This is a genomic window from Rothia sp. P5766 (genome assembly GCF_048513555.1).
Classification (GTDB): Bacteria; Actinomycetota; Actinomycetes; order Actinomycetales; family Micrococcaceae; genus Rothia.
In genome coordinates this window covers 47,952-68,465 of the sequence record NZ_JBLXXS010000007.1, presented here as the reverse complement: position 1 = coordinate 68,465, position 20,514 = coordinate 47,952, and the positions used below count along the sequence as shown (strand labels likewise).

The following is a 20,514-nucleotide window of genomic DNA, read 5'->3' as shown; positions in this document are numbered from 1 at the left end:
TAAAAATTTATCCTTGGTGGATAAAGGCCAGGTAGTTAGCTATGAAGGTATCTGCTTTCTGCTGTTGCTCCCAATCAAGAATCAGTTTGCCTTCTGCACGGGCCTCTCGCGGTATGCGGATACCGAGACCCTGGCTGTCCATCAGGTCAGCACCTACAAAGTTAATAAGATGCTCCAGGCTTTTGAGAGCAAATTTGCCGTAGCTGGAGTTGGCAACCGAGGCAATACCCACCTTCTTACCGGCTAGGACAGTGGGAGTTCCTGGGGCTTCAGCAGGATCGGGCCGTGAGGCCCAGTCGATCAAGTTTTTGAGGCGAGCGGGGTAAGCGCCGTTGTATTCGGGAGAGACAATAAGTAGCCCGTCTGCCTGCTTAATATCGGCGCGGAGCTGGGCAATAATAGCTCGGGTGGGGAACTCATCATTCTGACTGAGTAAGGGTATATGGGAGTAGTTGTAGACTTCTGCCTCAAGGCCCCTAGCCTGGGCGGTTTGAGCGAACTGCTCGGCGAGCTGGGTGTTGAAGGAACCTGTCCGGTCTGAGCCGGAGATGATAAGAATTTTTGCTGACATGGTGCTACCCTTTCACACGAAGCCCAAAGCATTTACACTAGCTAACGTATTGTATCTGTCAAGTAAATCTTGGTGGCCTTGTTGCTGCTGCCCCTATACGTCTTGCTGCGGGACTACTCTTCGGTCAAGTCTACCCGGCAGCGCATCAGGGAAAAGTTCGAAAGGGAGTTTTTATGCTGGACAGGCAGAGATGCCCCTGGGCTCTCCAGAGCCAAATTGAGCGTGATTATCACGACAGGGTATGGGGCAGACCCCAACACAATGACAGGGCCCTCTTGGCCATGCTTAACCTGGAAGGGCAACAGGCAGGCCTCAGCTGGTATACCGTGCTTTCCAAAATAGAGTCACTCTACCGGGCCTATGCGGACTTTGACCCCGAAGTTTTAGTGACCTATGGGGACCAGCAGGTCGCTAGGCTCATGCAGACAGAGGGGATTATCAGGAATCAACTCAAAATAAGGTCAGTTCTGGCTAATGCACATGCTTATGTTGAGGTCTGCCATGAGTTTGGATCTTTTGATAATTACCTCTGGAGTTTTGTGAACTATCAGCCCATCATTAACTTCTGGAAGAGCTCAGAACAGGTACCGGCTCGAACCGACCTATCCGAGTCTATGAGTAAGGACCTCAAGGCTAGGGGTTTTAAGTTTGTGGGGCCCACAACTGTCTATGCCTTTATGCAGGCAACAGGTATGGTCAATGACCACCTGCTGACCTGCCCTATCAGGGAACAAACTTTAGGCACAAGAAAAGCCCCTGCTTCCTTGTTAAGAAACTGGGGCTAGCTGTCGGGATGACAGGATTTGAACCTGCGGCCTCGTCGTCCCGAACGACGCGCGCTACCAAGCTGCGCCACATCCCGATGTTGTTAGAACAACTGTTCAATCATAGCTCCTGCCCCGGCCCACCGCAAACCGGTGTTCCGGGGCTAAGGCGGTATGGCGGCCTAGCGGGTGGCCTTTTCGAGCAGTTGAAGAATGTTCTGGTAGGTATGGCCGGTGGCCTCGGTCATGCCCTGCTCGCAGGTGCGGTTGGTGGAGGCGTAGGCCTCAAAGCTGCGGGAATTGACCTCAGCGGCTTCTGCGGCGGTGGCGCTGGCGGTCAGCTCGGGGTGGAGCATACCCCGGTCCCCAGCGTAGGCGCAGCAACCCCAGGCCTGGGGCACTACAGCATCGGGTGAAATAGCCTGCGCCACTTGCACAAACTTACTGGCAATGCCCAGATGGGTCACGGAACAGGTGGGGTGCAGAGCAAGCGAGGCAATGGGGCCAGTGACGGTGAGCGCGGTGAGCAGGCGGTCAGCGGCAAACTCCACCGAGTCAATGAAGGTCAGCTGGGAGTAATCGCGCCCAGATGCTCCGGGGCCTGACGCGGCAGCTTTTTCTTTCATGACCTGGAGGCCCTCGGTACAGGAGGAAGCATCACAGACAATAGGGAGGCGCCCACCCTGGCTGGCCGCCCAAAGAATGTCGAGAACACGGTCGGCCATGTGCTGGTAGCCGTCGGTGTACCCCTTTGACTTCCACGGGGTTCCACAGCACAGGGACTTGATGCCCTCGGGCACGGTGAACTCTACACCGGCCCGCTGGCAGAGAGTTGTGAAAGCTTCGGTAGCGCTGGGAGCCGGTGCGCCGGTGGAATCTACACCGCCAAACATGGCACCCACGCAGGCGGGGAAGAAGACAATCTCGGCGCGGGGATTGGGCTGGGGTGCGCGAGGCTTGCCGCCTGCGGGCAGGTCTTTCTTGTAGGAGGGGACCAGATCTGTGCCCAGGAGTTTGCGCCCGATATCGGTGGCAGTTTTGGGCAGGGGGAAAGGCAGAGCCTTAGCGGTAGTCAGCGCGAGCCCGGCTGTTGAATCAACCGCCGCCCAGTTCTTGGCCGCCAGGTCCCACCCCTTAGCGGCAGCCTTGTTCTGCTGTTCGGAACGGAGTCTGCGCACCAGGTCGCCGGTATTGATCTGCACCGGGCAGCGGGTTAGGCACATACCATCTACCGCGCAGGTTTGCACACCGTGGTAGGTGTACTCGGTGGCAAGCTGGTCAGCCAAAGCGGTATTGCCCTCAGCCTGGGCTGCCTGAATTTCCCGGCGAATAACAATGCGCTGGCGTGGGGTCAGCGTCAGGTCCTTAGAGGGGCAGACCGGCTCGCAGTAGCCGCATTCGACACAGCGGTCCACTTCTTCTTCCACCGGTTCAGCGACCTTAAGGTTTTGGATGTAGCTGGCCGGGTCATCCGAGAGCACCACCCCGGGGTTAAAGACATTCTTGGGGTCAATCAGGGCTTTGAGCTCGCACATGATGCGGTAAAGCTCATCACCAAACTGGCGGCGCACGTAGGGGGCCATAATACGGCCGGTGCCATGCTCAGCTTTCAGGGAGCCGTCCGCATCGAGAATGAGCTGCACCATGTCCTCGGTGAAGGCCTCATAGCGTTTGAGCAGCTTGGCATCGCGGAACTGCTCGTTGAGCATGAAGTGGATATTGCCGTCCTTGGCGTGTCCGAATATGACGGAGTCTTGGTAGCCGTGGGCATCGAAGAGTTCTGAGAGGCTCTGGCAGGTAGTTCCCAGTTTTTCAACGGGCACCACGACGTCTTCGAGCAGGGCGTTTGTGCCGCTGGGTCGGGCGCCTGCCACCGTGGTGTAGAGGCCACGGCGGGCTGCCCAGAGCTTGTTGCGCTCGGCGGCATCGGAGGTCATACGCACCGGCAGGACAGTCGGTAAACCGGCCAGCATGGGGGCCGCCTGATCTTGCTGGTGGGTGATTTCCTCGGCGCTATTGCCCGAGAACTCAACCAGGAGAGTCGCATGATCAATGACCTCAATAGCGGCTAGAGATTCGGGGACCTGCCCGGTGCGTTGGGCTACCCGAATAGAGGTCGCATCCAGCAGCTCGGCGGTTGCTGTGCCAGCTTCAACGAGCTGGGGGATAGCCTTGGTGGCATCAATAAGATTGCTGAAGGTGAGTAGGCCGGTTGTGACGTGGGAAAGTACCGGCAGGGTGCGGTAGGTGGCTGAGGCGACGAAACCCAGGGTACCCTCAGAACCGATCATCAGGTGTTCCAGAATCTTGACGGGTAGTTCGTAGTCCACAAAAGAGTTGAGCCCGTAGCCCATGGTGTTCTTCATGGAGAACTGCTGCTGAATTTTTGCCACCGAAGCTGGGTTATCCAGAATCTGGCGGCGCAGGCGGGTTAGACCCTCGTGCAGGGCGGGCTCCTGGGCGGCTAGTTGGGCATCGGCATCGGGCTCTGCGGTATCAATGACAGTGCCCGAGGGCAAGATAAAGACCATAGAGTCCAGGGTCTTGTAGGTGTTGAATTCCGTGCCCGATGACATACCAGATGAGTTGTTGGCAACCACACCACCGATGGTGCAGGCGCTGATGGAGGCCGGGTCGGGGCCCAGCTTGCGGCCGTAGGGCGCGAGGGCGGTATTGACTGCCTGCACGGTGGCGCCCGGCTGAACCCGAACGCGCTGACCGCCGTCGAGTACCTCGATGCCGCGGAAATGGCGGCGGGTATCTATGAGCAGGCCCTCGGTACCGGCCTGACCCGAGAGGGAGGTTCCGCCAGAACGGAAGGTCAGTGGTAGGTTGTGCCGGTCAGCGGCCGCGAAAATCTTACCCATATCGGTGGCTGACTGCGGGCGGACTACCGCACCGGGCACCAGCAGGTAGTGGGAGGCATCGTGAGCCATAGCCAGCCGGTCGAGCGACGAATTGGAGAAGAAGTCGGAGTGGGTGATATCCCTTAGCTCAGCTGCGAAAGCGGCGATTGAATCTGTGGCAGATCGGGAGAGGGCTTGGCTTGCAGAAGCGACACTCATCGGTGATTTTCCTTGGCTGGGGCGGCGCAGACATTTGAAGAGCAGTGCTGGGCGCCGATGACCAGCCGTGCACATCCTCAATCTATCGGCCTGTGGTGTAGCCCGCAAACGATGGGTCTTGTCTGCTTGAAATAGAGCGGGGGTAAGAACTGCGCCAACAGTGCCTTGGGGCGGATAAGGGAAGGTTTCTCTTGCTTAACACAGCCTCAAAATCGCCTACTGGGTTGCGCTCTACTTAGGTTTCTTGGTCAATTCCTTGGTTCTGTTCCCAGGCTTCAACCATCCGAGCAAACCGCCCGCCGCGAGCTACCAGGGTGCTGGGGGAGCCGTCCTCAACCACCCGCCCGTCATCCATCACCAGGATCCGGTCGGCGGTGAGCACCGTGGAGAGCCGGTGGGCTATGACTAGGGAGGTGCGCCCCGCCAGCAGGGTACCAAGGCCGTGCTGAACCAGCCGCTCGGTGGGGATATCAAGGGAGGCTGTTGCCTCATCAAGAATGAGCACGGCGGGATCAGCCAGGAAGGCGCGGGCAAAGGAAATGAGCTGGCCTTGCCCGGCGGAGACACGACCACCGCGCTTGGCCAGGTGGGTGTTAAAACCCTGGGGTAGGGCGGTGATGAAATCGTAGGCCCCCACCCTACGGGCGGCCTCATGAACCTGCTCGTCGGTGGCCTGCGGGTTGCCCAGCCGAATGTTATCGGCAACGGTGCCCTCAAACAGGTAGGCCTCCTGGGTGACCATCACAACCTCGCGGCGGAGCTGATGGTCGCTGAGCTCTCGCAGGTCTAGGCCGTCCAAGCGGATAGAGCCCTGGGTGACGTCGTAAAAGCGAGCTACCAGCTTTGCCAGGGTAGATTTACCGGCGCCGGTCGCTCCTACCAGCGCAAGGTGCTGGCCCGCAGCTACCTCTAGGTTAAGTCGGTGGAGAGCAGGTCTGCCGGGTAGGTACTCAAATTCGGCCTCATCAAAGACCAAATACCCCTGGGCCGGCCTGCTTCTTTGAGCCGGGTGCTCGGGTTCGGCAACATCAGGTTCTTCCGCCAGAAAGCCGGACACCTTTTCAAGGGCAGAAACTGCCGACTGGAAGAGGTTGTAGAAATCAGAGAGCATAAAGATCGGTTCAAAGACCCGGTTGGCATAGATCACTAGAGCCAGGAGTGTGCCGGCCTGCATGGAGCCGCCCAAAATGGAGTAGCCACCAATCACCAGGACCGTGGCAACAAAGGTATTGCCCAGAGCCTGCAGGGTGGGCATGTAGATGCCGTGGAGCTTAACGGACTGCATAACCCGCATCCGGTACTCTTCGGCGGCCTGCCCATACTGTTCGCGGGCGGTCGCCTCTGCCCGGAAGGCTTTGACTGCGCGGATGCCGGTAAAGGTCTCCGAAAAACGGCTAATGATTCGCGCTGATGCCACACGCTGGGCCCGGTAGGCCAGAGTCGAATTGCGGCGGAACCAGAGGGTAAGTAGGGCAACCGGAAGGCCGATACAGGCCAGGGCCACACCGGCCCGCCAGTCCATCAGGCAGAGCGCTAGTACCGTGAACACAATACTGAGGAGCATGGAGGCAAGTTCCGAGAGCCCAGAATCCAAGAACTGCCGGAGCGTGTCGAGGTCACTGGTCAGGCGGGAGATAACTCGCCCGGAGGTGTAGGTTTCGTGAAAGCTCACCGAGAGTTTCTGCGAGTGCGCAAACATGCGTTGCCGCAGTTCAAAGAGCGCGTTCTGCGAGATTTTATAGGTCAGCAGAATGTTGGTGTAAAGGCAGATACCCGAGATAAGACCGGCTCCCGCGTAGAGCAGGACGACCCGGGTAGCTGGCCCCGGATCCCCACCCCTGAGCGGTTCTATGGTGGTGTTAATTGCCTGTGAGATGAGCCAGGGCATGGCCGTATTGAGCCCCATGGCGATGACCACCAGTATCAGGGTTAACAGCAGGTGGCCGCGCACGGGTCTTAGGATTTCTACCAGCAGGTTCAGGGAACGGCGGCGTACCAGGCCTGCTTCTTCTGCGCTGAGTTCTACCCGGTCTTCGCGGGGCGGTACAGGGTTCATGCCAGGCCCTCCTGTGCTGGGGCTTCGGGTGCCATGAGCTCCCGGTAGTCAGCTCGGGCCAGTAGCTCGGTGTGACTTCCTACTGCGGCAACCTGCCCGTCCTGGAGTAGCACTACCCGGTCGGCCAGCGCCACCGTTGAGGGCCGGTGCGCGGTGAGCAGGGTGGTGGTTTTGGTGAGCTCTTGTTTGAGCTGGTCAATGACGCGTTCTTCGGTGGTGACATCGAGTGCCGAGAGCGGATCATCGAGCAGGAGCACCGCTGGATTGGTCGCAATAGCGCGGGCAAGGGAGAGCCGCTGACGTTGACCGCCTGAAAGACTCATCCCCTCTTCACCGATCACCGTTTCTGCCCCCTCCGGCAGGTGGGCAACAAAATCTGCGGCAGCAACCTTAAGGGCATTCTCTAGCCGTCGGGTCAGTTCTGCCTCGGTGAGGCCCTGGTCTTGAACCCCCAGGAGGACGTTCTCACGGACGCTGGTGGAAAAGAGAACGGGTTCCTCAAAAGCGATAGCTACGGAGGAACGAAGCTCCGGCAGGGGGAGGGAAGCAATATCGTGACCGTCCAGGTAAAGGGCCCCGGAATTGGGTTGGTACAACCGCTGGAGCAAGTGTAAGACGGTCGATTTACCGGAGCCGGTGGAACCGACCAGGGCAATAATCTCGCCGGGGCCAATATCCAGGCTGAAGCCCCTTAGGACCGGGCGCTCAGCCGGGCCGTAGCTAAAGTCCACCCGGTCAAACCGAAGGGCTGCGGCCTGAGCTGTTGAGGGGCTAAGGGGTGAGCCAGCCACAAGTTCCACCTCTTCACCGGGTGCACCGACCATGACAGCGCGGTGGCGGTCCATGGAAACCTTGGCAGCCAGGTACATGGAAAGCAACATACCGCTGCGCTCCACCTGCCCCGTCAGCATGGCTACCGTAGCAAAATACCCTGTTAGCCTACCAACACTCAATGAGCCTGCCGCGACAAGCTGAAGACCAACAATCAAAGCAAGCGCCAGTGATAGGCCGCTGGTCATAGCTGTTTGCATACGCATGGCTCCCGTAGCCCGACCGCGCCGGATTTCAAGGTCTTTGAGTTCTGCAGAGCTGGCCGCAAAGCCAGCTAAGGCATGATCGCCCCTTCCTAAGGCTTTGAGCACACGAATACCCTGCACAGATTCTTCAACAGAGGTTGCTAGGTCACCTGCCTTCTCCTGGGAAGCACGGGTGAGCTGGCGGAAAGTACGTACAAACCGCCAGATAAAGAAAACAGTAACTGGAAGACTGGCTAGGAAAATGAGGGCTAGCTGCCAGGAACCGGCAAACATATAGAGCGTTCCCACCAGTACCTGGATAGCGGTGGTGATGAGCTGAATCAGGCCGAAGGCCGTCCAGCGACGCACCGTGCCCAAATCGGACATGGTACGGGTCAGTAGCTGGCCCGATGGCCAGCGGTCGTGGAAAGTAACGGGTGAACGCAAGAGCCGGTCAAAGATTCTGACCCGCATGGTATTCTCCACCTCCGAAGCCGGCTCAACGACCAGCTGGCGGCGTAAGAGGAAAAGCCCCGACTGGAGCAGACCTAAGGCTAAGACTATGCCACCACCGACCCAGATAGCCTGTACGGTGGGCTGATCGGTGAGGAGCGAATCAACAATCCACCCCAAGACCTGCGGTATCGAGATTGCCACAATAGCACTGGTGATAGCCACCAGCAGACCGGCAAACCAGCGCCCCCGGATAGGGCCTGAGTAACGCCAGAGTGTAAGGTCGTGTTCGTTTGTGTCAACAAAAGGCGCTGGCTCAGGTGTGGGTAGAGGCTTAACCCGCAAGAGGCGCAATGACATGTTTACCTTTTCTTCCGGTCTGTGGGTGAGGAAGAGAACCGTTAGTGTGCGTACTTAGGGAGTGGTCAAAGTGACCAGTACGGCCTCTGGCGGGCAGAAGAGCCGCACCTGGGCAAACCGGGAGGTACCCAGTCCGGCAGAAATCTGTACCGGAATATTACCTTGCAGGGAGACTCCCTTGGCGCGTTCCGGGGGCAGGTCGCAGTTAGAAACCAGTGCCCGGCCACCGGGTAGGCAGACCTGCCCGCCGTGGGTGTGTCCGGCAAAAATTGCTTGGGCGCCGTCCGCTACAAAACGATTGAGGGTACGCAGATAGGGGGCGTGACAGATACCAAGGCGCAGGCTTGGTGCCGGTTGCCGCTCAAAGGCGGTGGGGGAGAACCCGGGGTGCCGGTCATAGTCCAGGTGAGGGTCATCGACCCCGGAGAACTCCAAGCGCAGACCCTTGAGAGTGAGCGTGTCATAGCGGTTAATGAGCCCCAACCAGCCGCGAGCATCGAAAGCATCGTGCATGTCCTGGGTCGGTAGGGGTGCCCGGGTTTCTTGGCTGGCTTCGTCCCCGGTGTTCTTTTTCCACAGGTAGCGGGCCGGGTTTTTGGCGACCGGCGCGAAATAGCAGTTGGAGCCGGGAACGTAGACTCCGGGGAAGTCCAGGAGTGGGTCCAGCGCATCGAGCAGGGCGGGTAGCCCACTGATATGGGAGAGGTTATCCCCGGTATTAATAACCAGGTCCGGTTTCAGCTCGGCCAGCGAATGCATGAAATCCCGCTTAGGCCGCTGGCCGGGAATCATGTGCATATCCGAAATATGCAGAACCTTAAAGTCGGGGCTACCGGCGGGAAGTACCGGTAGAGTCTCGGTGCGAATCGTGAAGTTATTGAGCTCAATAAAGTGGGCATAAGCGGCCGTGGCGGCCCCAGCTAGAGCACCTGCGCCAAGAACCGCTGCTGCGGATCGTGCCAGAGTGCCAGCCGAAGCCGCCACATGAGCAGAATTCAGAGAATTCACATCATTCCTTACTGGTTGGTGCCAAGCACCTTAGCCGAAGGTGTAGTGAAAGCGTCAGTCTTGTAGTTCTTAGCTACAGCGCGCATATAGCGTTGCCACTGAGCACCGGCGTAGGTGGCACCGTCCACGTAGCTAAGTCGCTGCCCGTTGATGGATAGGCCGTTGAGGGGGCGTGAGCCCTGATCGACGTTACCTACCCAGGAGGCGGTGGCAATGCCACGGGTGTAACCAATCATCCAGGTCTGGGTGGAGTCGTTGGTGGTACCGGTCTTAGCTGCAGAGGCACCGGCTAGCCCGATGCCGCGCTGGTAGCCGGAGCCACTGACTAGCACCTGTTCAAGGACGTAGTTAACGCCATTGGCAACGTCTTCATCGAGCACACGCTCACAGGTAGATTTATAGCCTTTGACCTCTTTGCCGTTCTTGGAGACCTTGGTGAGGGAGCGGGGCTCACAGTAGGTGCCACCGCTGGCAAAGGTAGCGTAGGCCGAAGCCATGGTGAGGGGCGTAGTACCCTTTTCCCAGCCACCTAGCATGTAGGAAGGGCGGGTGATCTCGTAGGGGGGGTTGCCGGCCCCGTCGGTGATGCGGAGCTTGGCTCGCAGGTCGTTAATGGCGCAGGCATCGGTGGTCGATACCATCTTGGCAGTGAAGGAGTTAATAGAGTTCTTAATGCCGTAGGCCACTGTGTTCCAGGTTCGTAGGCCCCCTTCTGCGTTGCTGAAGGAGAACCCCTCGGCATCCTCGGAAAGAATGTACCCGTTGGGCTGGCAGGAGGCCGGCCAGCGGAAGGACTTGGGGTAGTTCAGGGAGGTGCCGTCAATGGTGGCGTTAACGCCCTTACCGTCCTTGATCCACTGGGCAAGAAACACGGGTTTGAAGGTTGAACCGGGCTGGAAACCTGCAGTACCGCCGTGGGCAATATCAACGTTGAAGTTGTAGTAGTTGTCCTCGAAATTGGTTTCGACGGAGTCACCGTAGCCGGAGTTCTGCGCCATGGCAAGAATCTTTCCACTACCGGGCTCTACAGAAACCAGAGCCGCTGATACCTTATCGGGGTTGTTGGTGGAAGGTTGGGTAGCTTCTACCTGGGCCTTGGCTTCCTTCTGGGCCTTAACATCAACGGTGGTAATGATCTTGTAACCGCCCCGGTAGAGGGCATTCTTACGGTCATCTTCGGTTGCGCCGTAGGTTTCATCATTCAAGAAATCCGTAACAGCGTAAATACAGAAATGGGCGAAATCTCCAGCCGTAGAACAGCCTGAGGGGGTGGTGTGAATATCGAGGTTGACGTCCTCGTTGAGCGCCTCAGAGTATTCATCCTCAGTGATTTTGCCGTCACGGAGCATGGTGCCCAGTACGATGTCCCGACGCTTTTTGGCAAGTTCGGGATTCTTATCGGGGCGGTACATGTTGGGAGAGACCACCATACCGGCAAGAATGGCTGACTGGGAGATATCCAGCTCAGAGGCCGAAATACCCCAGTAGTAGTAGGCGGCGGCTTCCACGCCGTAGTTAGAGCCACCCAGGTTAATGATGTTCAGGTACCCTTCAAGGATCTGGTCCTTGCTCAGGTTCTGTTCCATGGAAATGGCCAGCTTCATTTCCTTGATTTTGTCTAGGTAGTCCTTGTTGGCACCCAGAGTGCCCGCTTCTTCCCCAGACTGCTCGGCAGCATCAATCAGCAGGTTATTGACGTACTGCTGGGTCAGGGTAGATGCACCCTGGCGGTTACCGGGGTTAATCACGTTGTTAACTACAGCGCGTGCAATACCCAGGGGTGAGACAGCCCCGTGCTCGTAGAACTTACGGTCCTCTGAGGAAAGAATGGCATCTTTCATATGCTGTGAAATTTTATCCAGAGAAACCTCTGTGCGGTTCTGAGCATAGTAAGAAGCAAGTTCGGTCTTGCCATCGCTTGCGTAAATAACAGAGGGCTTCGAGAGCGGCCCGTTGCTCATGCTGACAGGCAGAGCTTTAAACCAGTTCATGGATGCGTTGATAGTTGCGCTCATCGCGGTAGTTGGTGGTATCAGAATCAGAGCAACTACGAAGCCGGAGATAATGCTCAGTGCAATAAACTGAATGAAATCGCCCGGAGTGCGGCGCCGTGTACGAACGTTCTTAGAGGAAGCCATTTAACCAGTTTATCGGCTCCCCGGCCAAAGCGCACCACAGGGCCGGGGGACTAGCCCGGAAAAGTCCCTCAAAATCTACCGGCTTGCCTCCGTGCGGAGCTCCCTTTTAGCACCCCACAAGACGCTGTCCCGGCTCCACTTTGTAGTGCACAGTAGGCACACCGAAGGCTTTGGCTGTTTCAAAACCTACTCTTGAGGCCCGGCCTCTTCGTCTTTTAGGCCCGGGTGGTCTAGGCTTGGTGCTATGGAAAAATGGGAATACGCAACAGTGCCCCTGATGATTCACGCAACCAAGCAGATCCTCGATAACTGGGGTGAAGACGGCTGGGAGCTTGTGGCAGTTCTGCCCGGTGCCGCACCCAGCGGTGCAACCCCGGCAGGGAACATGGTTGCCCCCACTCAGGGCAATCCGATCGCCTACTTTAAGCGCAAGAAGGCAACTAACTAAACATCGCACCAGAACCGGGTTCGGGCCATAAGGCCTGTAGCCCGGTTTTATGCCCCCGGACACCCTGTGAGAAAGGGCTTACCGTGTCAAAGATTGAAGACCGCATTAAAGAGCTTGGTTTTGAGCTCCCCGAACTGGCAGCTCCCGTGGCCGCTTACGTTCCCGCTGTAACCAGTGGCAACTATGTTTACACATCGGGCCAACTTCCCTTCGTGCAAGGCCAGCTTCCGGCTACTGGCAAGGTAGCCGATAAGGGTCAGGAAGGGTTCGTTGACCCTGAGACCGCCCAGAAACTTGCTAGCCTCTCTGCACTCAACGCTTTGGCCGCAGTGAAGTCTGTGATCGGTGACCTTGACCGCGTGACCCGGGTGGTGAAGGTCCTTGGTTTCGTCTCTTCTGACCCCTCTTTCACCGCTCAGCCTGCTGTCATCAATGGCGCTTCTCTGCTGCTAGGCGACATATTCGGTGATGCCGGTGTGCACGCCCGTTCAGCTGTCGGCGTGCCAGTACTCCCGCTCGATTCACCGGTTGAAGTCGAAATTATCGTGGAATATGCCTAACCAGTCCATGTACACAGGTGCCCTTAAGCAGGTAGCTCCTGCCTCCGCCTCGCGCCCCTACTCCGCGGGAACGGGGGCCGTCCCGCGCGTGCCGGTAGCTAAAACCCACCCGATTCCTCCCAGTCAGCAGGACTGCGCCCGCGCCTGGCTTGACCAGGGTGCCTGTGACCAAGCCCCGGCTAAACCTGCCGCCGCAGTGGTCTTTGTGCGAGATGGTGCCAACGGCGTGGAAACCTTTATGACCTACCGGGTTAAATCCCCCATGGGTAGGGTAGCTTTCCCCGGCGGTCTGGGGGTTCGTCAAGACTACGCTCCCCTAGGCTGGGTTGGGCCCGGTGGCGAATACTGGGCTAAGAGTTTTGCCCAGGAAGACCTGGGAGCTACAAGCGCTGTTGTAGTGACCGCTATCCGTGAACTTTTTGAAGAGACCGGTGTTCTGCTGGCCGGTGATAATGAGCTGTCCACTATCGAACTGACCAGCGGCCACGAATGCATGACTTCACGTCAGTCGGTAGCCCAGCAGGAGAAAATTTTCGCGGACTACCTTGAACGCAGGGGCCTAAAAATTAGGGCTGACCTGCTCAAACCTCTGGCCCGCTGGCAGTCCCCGGGTTTCTTTCACAAACGCTATGACGTGCACTATTTCACCTGCGCTGTCCCCGTAGGGCAGAGCCCCTCTCTCCTTGCTGGAAAGGGCATTTGGGGGCGCTGGGTGAGCGCTCGCGACCTGATCGCGGCTCCCTCAAGTACTGCCCTGGGCGATGAAATCGGTCAGCCGGACACCGTGGGGGTACCCTTCCAGGAGCTTGTTACCCCGGGCGTTATGTACCTGCTTGAACAGCTCGCGGGGGCTTCTGGTGCGGTGGCTTTTCTCTCAAAACGCCGCCAGGTTAGCCTCTATCTGCCCGAGGTTAAACGGGACGTCACAGGTACCTGCTACCTGTCAGTAGAGGAAAAGAAAGTTTAGTTTTTATGACTAGCTTTATTCAGGCAAAACAAGAGCAGAACGTGCTCTACTAAGAAGTCCCTGGCTTTTATCAAAGAACTTTAAAGCGGTGGGGTGTTTACTGTTCTGACTGTGTGCTTTATGGCCAGAAATTTTCTACGCATAGGGCTATCTGCGGGTGTTCAGGTCGGGGGCGCATTTGAAGAAGTCTTTATAGTCCTTTGACTGTGCTAGGTCCCAGCTCTTGTTCTCCTCAAGAGCTAAGGCCTAGAAACGAAAACCGGGTGAGACAGTAACTGTCTCACCCGGTTTTTATGTTTCTACCCCTCCTTGAGGGGAGCTTGCCTTAGCGTGAACGCTGGCGCAGGCGCTGCAGGTCAAGAATGACCACTGCGCGAGCTTCCAGACGGATCCAGCCACGGGAAACGAATTCAGCCAGAGCCTTGTTAACGGTCTCGCGGGAAGCACCAACCAGCTGAGCCAGCTCTTCCTGAGTCAGTTCGTGGGCAACCAGAACACCGTCGGTTGCGGGGCGACCAAAGCGGTCAGCCAGATCCAGCAGAGCCTTAGCAACGCGACCGGGAACATCGGAGAAGACCAGGTCAGCCAGGTTTTCGTTGGTGCGGCGCAGGCGGCGGGCCAGTGCCTGAAGAACCTGAGCGGAGATATTCGGTGACTTCTCCATAGCCTTACGCAGGGACTCATGCTTGACACCTGCCAGGCGAGTCTCGGAAACAGCGGTTGCGCTGGTAGAACGGGGTGAAGGGTCAAACAGGGCCATCTCACCGAAGATTTCTCCGGGACCCATGATAGCTACCAGGTTTTCACGACCATCAGAGGCGGTGCGGCCCAGCTTCATCTTGCCTGAGATAACGAAGTAGAGCTGGTCCCCCTGATCGCCTTCGTAGAAGAGGGTGGCACCGCGGGAAAGGTCTACCTCGGTGATGTCTTCGGTGAGAGCGGCGAATGCCTCATCGTCGAGAGAAGCGAAGAGTGGCGCGCGGCGTAGTACTTCAATATCCATGGTTCTTTTGTTACTCCTAGGGGGGATGATTGGTTAGTTTAAGCGCGAACCCTGTTCCTGAGGGCTACGGACTACCTAAGCATAGTCTTTGCCTAGTTCATCACACAGCACTTTTAACTGTGACTTATTCAACTACTTTAGAGCCTACATGATATTCGTGGCTTTGGACACCCATTAAGATTGCTGTTCCGAGCAGTACCAGAGTTTTTTTAACCGTCCTTTCCCGCTATTTTCAGGTTGAGCCGGTAGGCTGTGAAACCCTTACGGGTAGCCGTGCAGATTACCTGGTTAAATACTTGAGTCTGCCTCCCTCTTTCTTAAGGAGATATATGACCATCCTTGACTGGGTAATTCTTGCCATTATCGGCATCTACTTTCTTGCCGGTTTACGCCAAGGACTTTTTGTTACTCTGGGGACCTTCGTCGGCTTTATCGCCGGTGCCCTAGCTGCCCTCTACGCAACCCCGTGGGCTATCAACCAGGTGAGTTCTCACTGGTATCTGTTAGTGGGGCTGGGCACTGCCTTAGGATGTTTGATTCTTGGCCAAACCCTTGGGATGACCGTAGGCAACCTGATTCGCCGCGCCAGCGATAAGACACCCCTGCGCGGTTTGGAGCGCCTTGCAGGTGGCCTGCTCAACATCTTTTTGAGCGCTCTGGTCATCGTTACCCTTGTTCTAGTGGTCCGACCGCTCGGTATTCCCACCGTTACCGCCCTGACCTCTGAATCTAAGGTGGTTAGCTGGCTGCTCCAGGTAACACCGCCTGCCGCCCAGGAAAAGGTGACAGAGATTAAGGGTCAACTCGTCCAGGCCGCCGGCCTTCCTGAGGTATCGCATCTTCTCTACCCCGAGCAGGAAGCCCCCAGCGACCCGCTGGAAACAGATGCACTTGAAACTGCTAGCCAGTCGGTTGTGCAGGTGGTGGGTTCCGCAAACGCCTGCAACTACGTATCAGAAGGCTCAGGCTTTGCGGTGGACGGTGGGCTGGTGGTAACAAACGCCCACGTTGTTGCCGGTGTCAGTACCCCCTCCCTACTGGGCCGTAACGGGCAGGCAGCTACCGGCCAGGTGGTTTACTTCGATGCAGAGCAGGATGTTGCTATTATCAGTGCCCCTGACTTGGCTCTTGCCCCCCTGCCTATCCAAGGTGCTGAGGTGGCCGCAGGAACCACCGTTGCCTTTATGGGTTACCCCGGCGGAGGGCCTTTTGCCAGCCGTTCAGCAACCGTCCAGGGCCTAGGCTATACGCAGACCATTAATGCAAGTACAGGCCAAACGAATCCCTCCCGCTTGGTCTACCAGATAGCGGCCCATGTCCAGCAGGGGAACTCTGGTGGGCCGGTGCTCACCGAAGATGGTCAGGTCATGGCCATGATTTTTGCTAAATCCACCCAGGGCCAGACCGGTTACGCTATTCCTTCATCGATTCTGCTGGAGGCGCTCAGCCAGGTGCACTCTGGCTCTCTTGCGGTCGCAACCGGCCAGTGTGCCGTCTAGGTAGGCTAGCCTGTGCCAGAAGCGGGTAAGAGGTAGCGCCCAGGGCCTATGAGGCTACTTCCTCAACTGCCGTTCTAAAAAGGTCAAGGCCAGTTCGTAGCCCTGGGCACCGGCACCGGTAATCACAGCGGTTGCTTGCGGAGAAACAAAAGAACGGTGGCGGAAAGGCTCTCGCTTATGCACATTGGACAGGTGAACCTCCACCACCGGTAGCTCGGCGGCCTCCAAGGCATCGTGCAGGGCAAGAGAGGTGTGAGTGTAGGCTGCCGGGTTAATGATGATCCCGGCTGCTTGGGTGCCTGCTGCCTGGATAGCGTCCACCAGGTCGCCCTCATGGTTGGACTGCATAAAGCTCAGCTCAAAACCCAGATCCGCAGCCTGCTGGCGCAAGGTGGCCTCAATATCCGCCAGGGTGGTGTGCCCGTAGACCTCGGGCTTACGCGCTCCCAAGAGGTTGAGGTTGGGTCCGTTGATAACGGAAATGAGCTTGGATGCAGTCTGTCTATGTGCCATAGGTTCTAGTTTTTCACATAAAAGGGCCCGCCCCCTGTTTATCTGCTCGGTTGCAGGTAAACAAGAGGCGGACCTAGAGTAAATATTTTTTCTGGGTTTCACCGGACTACGGTAGTCGCCCCAGCCCTGAGCCTTGGAAACAGGCTCGGGGGATTAGCCGGGCTAGCTCTTCTTAAAGTTAGCCTCAATGGACTCCATGACCGTGGGATCAGCCAGGGTGGTGGTGTCACCGACCGGGCGGTCCTCGGCTACGTCCTTGAGCAGGCGGCGCATAATCTTACCCGACCGGGTCTTGGGCAGGTCCTCCACGATGAGCACTCGCTTGGGCTTGGCGATGGGTGAAATCTCCACACCCACATGGGCGCGAATCTGCTCGGCCAGCTCAGCATCGTCGTAGCCTGCTGCCTTAGCCTCGTCGTTGAGAATGACGAAGGCCATGACGGCCTGGCCTGTGGTTTCGTCGCTAGCGCCGACAACGGCGGCCTCGGCAACAGCTGGGTGTGAAACCAGGGCCGACTCAATCTCGGGGGTGGAGAGGCGGTGGCCCGATACGTTCATGACATCGTCCACACGGCCCAGTACCCACAGGTCACCGTCAGCGTCGCGCTTAGCGCCGTCACCGGCAAAGTACATGCTCTCAAAACGAGACCAGTAGGTATCGACAAAACGGTCATCATCGCCCCAGATGGTGCGGAGCATAGAGGGCCAGGGCTCCCGAATGGTTAGAAAGCCGGACTGTTCGTTGGGCAGGGACTCGCCCAGATCATCGACCACGTCAATGGTGATACCGGGGATAGGCTGCTGGGCGCTACCGGGCTTAGCCACGGTAATACCGGGGAGCTGGGAGACCATGATGGCCCCGGTCTCAGTCTGCCACCAGGTATCAACGATGGGGCAGTTGCCCCCACCAATGACCCGGTGGAACCAGCGCCAGGCCTCGGGGTTAATAGCCTCACCCACGGTACCCAGTACGCGCAGGGAGCTCAGGTCGTACTTGACGGGAATGTCCTCACCCCACTTCATCATGGTGCGGATAGCGGTGGGGGAGGTATACATGATGCTCACACCGTACTTTTGCACAATCTCCCAGAAGCGGCCACGGTGCGGGGCATCGGGAGTGCCCTCGTAAATGACCTGGGTGGCGCCGTTGACCAGAGGAGCGTAGGCAACATAGGAGTGGCCGGTTACCCAACCAACATCTGCGGTGCACCAGTAGACATCTGTCTCAGGCTTGAGGTCAAAGATGTTCCTGTGGGTAAAAGCGCCCTGGGTCAGGTAGCCACCGGTGGTGTGCAGAATACCCTTGGGCTTACCTGTAGTACCGGAGGTGTAGAGGATAAAGAGGGGATCCTCGGCGTTCTGGCGTGAGGGAGTGTGCTCGGTGGACTGCTCAGCGGTCAGCTCGTGCCACCAGACATCGCGGCCTTGCACCCAGCTGATCTCCTCACCGTTGCGTTGAACAACAAGGACGTGCTCGACGCTGGAGCCCCCCTTTTCTAGGGCGGCATCGACGGCGGGTTTGAGCATAGAAGGCTTACCACGGCGGTAGGAGCCGTCGGCGGTGATAACCAGCTTGGCCTCTCCGTCTTCGATACGGGAACGCAAGGCATCCGCCGAGAAGCCGCCAAATACTACCGAATGGACGGCACCGATGCGGGCGCAGGCCAGCATAGCAATCACAGCTTCGGCAATCATGGGCAGGTAGATGGCTACACGGTCACCCTTGGTCACGCCAAGAGATTCTAGGCCGTTGGCTACGCGGGATACCTGGTCTTTGAGCTGGGCGTAGGTGTAGGAGGCGGTGTCGCCGGGCTCGCCCTCAAAGAGCAGGGCGGTGCGCTCGCCCAGGCCGTTTTCAACGTGGCGGTCTACGGCGTTGTAGCAGGCGTTGAGCTCGCCGTCGCCAAACCACTTGGCGAAGGGAGGGTTGGACCAGTCGAGGGTTTGGGTGAAGGGCTTGTACCAGGTCAGCAGGTCACGAGCCTGTTCCGCCCAGAATTCGGGGCCTTTTTCCGTGGCTTCTTGGTAGATGCCGGGCTGGGCGTTGGCCTGGGCTGAGAATTCGGGGCTGGGTGCAAAGACGTCCTGGGTGTCGGTCATCAATATGCCTTCCTCTGTGTGTGGCGTCATAGACTTAGGCCACATTGTGGTTTTCTCCCCAACAATAGCGCATCTGTAGTTTATGTCACAAATTTAGGGTTCGTGTTGAGCGAACTGACACCGAACATCATCTTGTCGCTTCTACGGGTAATCTCTAGGTATGCCCCAGTCCAAAAAGACACCAGCATCCGCAACAGCTATAGACCAGGAACCCGCACCCCTCACCGATACCGAGCGCCAGCTCCTAGAAATCCGCACCGTTCCCACCCCAGTCGCCGAGGCCGCCGCCCGCAAACGCGCCCGCGCCACCGCCACAAACCAGGCAGAAAGCCCCCTAGCCCGCACCCGCCGCGCCCGCAAAATCAACCGCATCCTGGGCCAAACCTACCCCTACGCCGTCGCAGAACTAGACTTCGATAACCCCTACCAGCTCCTGATCGCCACCGTACTCTCAGCCCAAACCACCGACGTGCGCGTCAACGCCACCACCCCCGAACTCTTCGCCCGCTACCCCGACGCCCAGGCCCTAGCAACCGCCCGACTCGAAGACATCGAAGACATGGTGCGACCCCTAGGCTTCTACCGCTCCAAAGCCAAATCAATCGTCAACCTGGCCGCCCAACTTGTAGCTGAACACAAAGGGGAAGTGCCGGGCAAACTCGAAGACCTGGTCAAACTCCCCGGCGTGGGCCGAAAAACCGCATTCGTAGTGCTCGGCAACGCCTTTGGCAAGCCAGGCATCACCGTAGACACCCACTTTGGCAGGCTCTCCCGCAGGCTCGGATTCACCGACCAAGAAGACCCCACCAAAGTAGAGCAGGCGGTAGCAGAACTCTTTGAACCCAAAGACTGGACCCAGCTCTCCCACAGGCTGGTCTACCACGGGCGGCGCATCTGCCACTCCCAAAAACCAGCCTGCGGAGCCTGCCCCGTAGCCGACCTCTGCCCCGCCTACGGCACCGGCGAAACAGACCAAACCAAAGCCGCCAAACTCCTCAAATACGAGATGGCACCGGGTCGCGAACGCCTACACCTACGTTTCCTCCAGGGAGCCACCCGCCGCCAGCTGCGAGCAGAAGGGTACTCACTCAGTGCCTAAAAACCCGCAAGCTCCCAACCAGATTCCTGCGTCAGAAGCGGGAGAACACCCCGCCCTCACCCAGCTCACAGACCTGGCCTACAGGGCCCCCGCCCTTGTCAAACAGAGGGAAAACTGGAACATCGGCGCAATTGACCCCCACACCATCAAACCCGCCGCCGTACTCCTACTCTTTGGCTTGCTCGACACCGCGCCAGCCCACCACCGCACCTGCCCCACCGTCACCAGCGACCTGGACCTACTGCTACTAGTACGCTCCGACGGGCTACGCCATCACGCCGGGCAACCAGCCCTACCCGGTGGGCGCATCGACCCCGAAGACTACGACCAAGCCACCCTCACCGGTCAAACCGTAGAAGAGGTAGCAGCCCTCCGTGAAGCCGTCGAAGAAACCGGGCTAGATGCCAGCGGAGTGCGCCTGCTCGGGCAACTCCCACCCATCGACCTGCCAGTCAGCAACTACCGGGTCACACCTGTACTGGGCTGGTGGGATTTACCCACCCCCGTGCAAGCAGTCGACAGGGAAGAATCAGCCCTAGTGGTGCGTGTGCCGGTCGCTGACCTGCTCGACCCAGCTAACCGCCACACCGCCACTGTGCGCCGGGGCAGAACCACCCATAAGTCACCGGCCTTTGACGTAACCAACGCGGACCAGAACTTCACCATCTGGGGCTTTACCGGGATTTTGCTCTCCCGGGTCTTTGAAGAACTGGGCTGGGAAGAACCCTGGGACAGGGAACAGACACGGGAAGCCCACACCTAGAAGATCGGTAATTTATAACCCCGCAGACGGTGTTCCCGTTAGCACCCTTAAACGCCAGCCCCGAGCCAGCTAACGGGAACACCGTCTGCTGGCTTTGATATCATGCGCCGCGTTAGCGCCCTTAAACGCCA

General features: G+C 58.2%; 16 protein-coding genes and 1 tRNA gene. 7 read left to right on the top strand and 10 right to left on the bottom strand.

What is annotated here, in order from left to right; genetic code table 11:
• Positions 1-7: 7 nt before the first annotated feature.
• Entirely contained in the window at positions 8-571 is a 564-nt protein-coding gene (locus tag ACN08V_RS05100) for an NADPH-dependent FMN reductase (RefSeq protein ID WP_419099153.1), read from the bottom strand.
• 173 nt (positions 572-744) lie between these two features.
• Here ACN08V_RS05100 and ACN08V_RS05095 point away from each other — a divergent pair, with 173 nt between their 5' ends.
• A complete protein-coding gene (locus ACN08V_RS05095; RefSeq protein WP_419104773.1) occupies positions 745-1,356 on the top strand; it encodes a DNA-3-methyladenine glycosylase I in 612 nt (203 codons plus the stop codon).
• Between the two features lie 3 nt (positions 1,357-1,359).
• Here ACN08V_RS05095 and ACN08V_RS05090 read toward each other — a convergent pair.
• The 6 genes from ACN08V_RS05090 to ACN08V_RS05065 all read right to left on the bottom strand — a co-directional run bounded on the left by ACN08V_RS05090 (position 1,360) and on the right by ACN08V_RS05065 (position 11,431).
• Positions 1,360-1,433: transfer RNA gene (locus ACN08V_RS05090), tRNA-Pro, on the bottom strand.
• 84 nt (positions 1,434-1,517) lie between these two features.
• Positions 1,518-4,400, bottom strand: coding sequence for an FAD-binding and (Fe-S)-binding domain-containing protein (locus ACN08V_RS05085; RefSeq protein ID WP_419104772.1), 2,883 nt, complete (start codon positions 4,398-4,400; stop codon positions 1,518-1,520).
• A 235-nt stretch (positions 4,401-4,635) separates the two neighbouring features.
• Entirely contained in the window at positions 4,636-6,456 is a 1,821-nt protein-coding gene (locus tag ACN08V_RS05080; RefSeq protein ID WP_419104771.1) for an ABC transporter ATP-binding protein, read from the bottom strand.
• On the bottom strand, positions 6,453-8,285 hold the full coding sequence (locus tag ACN08V_RS05075; protein ID WP_419104770.1) for an ABC transporter ATP-binding protein: 1,833 nt from the start codon (positions 8,283-8,285) through the stop codon (positions 6,453-6,455). Before ACN08V_RS05075 ends, ACN08V_RS05080 begins: the two co-directional genes overlap by 4 nt.
• 54 nt (positions 8,286-8,339) lie before the next feature.
• Entirely contained in the window at positions 8,340-9,269 is a 930-nt protein-coding gene (locus ACN08V_RS05070; protein ID WP_419104808.1) for a metallophosphoesterase, read from the bottom strand.
• 32 nt (positions 9,270-9,301) lie between these two features.
• Positions 9,302-11,431, bottom strand: a complete 2,130-nt coding sequence (locus ACN08V_RS05065; RefSeq protein ID WP_419104769.1) for a transglycosylase domain-containing protein — start codon at positions 11,429-11,431, stop codon at positions 9,302-9,304.
• A 244-nt stretch (positions 11,432-11,675) separates the two neighbouring features.
• Here ACN08V_RS05065 and ACN08V_RS05060 point away from each other — a divergent pair, with 244 nt between their 5' ends.
• The 3 genes from ACN08V_RS05060 (at position 11,676) to ACN08V_RS05050 (ending at position 13,406) form a co-directional block, all read left to right on the top strand.
• Positions 11,676-11,879: a hypothetical protein gene (locus ACN08V_RS05060; RefSeq protein WP_419099159.1), complete on the top strand. Its 204-nt coding sequence runs from the start codon at positions 11,676-11,678 to the stop codon at positions 11,877-11,879.
• Between the two features lie 83 nt (positions 11,880-11,962).
• On the top strand, positions 11,963-12,439 hold the full coding sequence (locus ACN08V_RS05055; RefSeq protein WP_419104768.1) for a RidA family protein: 477 nt from the start codon (positions 11,963-11,965) through the stop codon (positions 12,437-12,439).
• A complete protein-coding gene (locus ACN08V_RS05050; RefSeq protein ID WP_419104767.1) occupies positions 12,432-13,406 on the top strand; it encodes an NUDIX hydrolase in 975 nt (324 codons plus the stop codon). The genes ACN08V_RS05055 and ACN08V_RS05050 overlap by 8 nt, the downstream gene beginning before the upstream one ends.
• A gap of 325 nt (positions 13,407-13,731) precedes the next feature.
• Here the strand turns inward: ACN08V_RS05050 and ACN08V_RS05045 are convergent, their stop codons facing one another.
• Positions 13,732-14,409, bottom strand: coding sequence for a Crp/Fnr family transcriptional regulator (locus ACN08V_RS05045; RefSeq protein WP_083091991.1), 678 nt, complete (start codon positions 14,407-14,409; stop codon positions 13,732-13,734).
• A 329-nt stretch (positions 14,410-14,738) separates the two neighbouring features.
• Between ACN08V_RS05045 and ACN08V_RS05040 the strand changes: the two genes are divergently transcribed.
• Positions 14,739-15,908, top strand: coding sequence for a MarP family serine protease (locus tag ACN08V_RS05040; RefSeq protein ID WP_419104766.1), 1,170 nt, complete (start codon positions 14,739-14,741; stop codon positions 15,906-15,908).
• Between the two features lie 54 nt (positions 15,909-15,962).
• Here the strand turns inward: ACN08V_RS05040 and aroQ are convergent, their stop codons facing one another.
• Both aroQ and acs read right to left on the bottom strand, forming a co-directional pair.
• Positions 15,963-16,421 carry a type II 3-dehydroquinate dehydratase gene (gene aroQ, locus ACN08V_RS05035; RefSeq protein WP_419104765.1) on the bottom strand — a complete coding sequence of 153 codons (459 nt, stop codon included), beginning with the start codon at positions 16,419-16,421 and terminating at the stop codon, positions 15,963-15,965.
• A gap of 162 nt (positions 16,422-16,583) precedes the next feature.
• Complete coding sequence (gene acs / locus ACN08V_RS05030) at positions 16,584-18,521, bottom strand: acetate--CoA ligase (protein WP_419104764.1); 1,938 nt, start codon at positions 18,519-18,521, stop codon at positions 16,584-16,586.
• A gap of 160 nt (positions 18,522-18,681) precedes the next feature.
• Here acs and nth point away from each other — a divergent pair, with 160 nt between their 5' ends.
• The gene (nth, locus tag ACN08V_RS05025; RefSeq protein ID WP_419104763.1) at positions 18,682-19,620 is read left to right on the top strand and encodes an endonuclease III; all 939 of its coding nucleotides are present in this window, start codon (positions 18,682-18,684) and stop codon (positions 19,618-19,620) included.
• Positions 19,613-20,383, top strand: coding sequence for an NUDIX hydrolase (locus ACN08V_RS05020; RefSeq protein WP_419104762.1), 771 nt, complete (start codon positions 19,613-19,615; stop codon positions 20,381-20,383). Before nth ends, ACN08V_RS05020 begins: the two co-directional genes overlap by 8 nt.
• Positions 20,384-20,514: the final 131 nt, after the last annotated feature.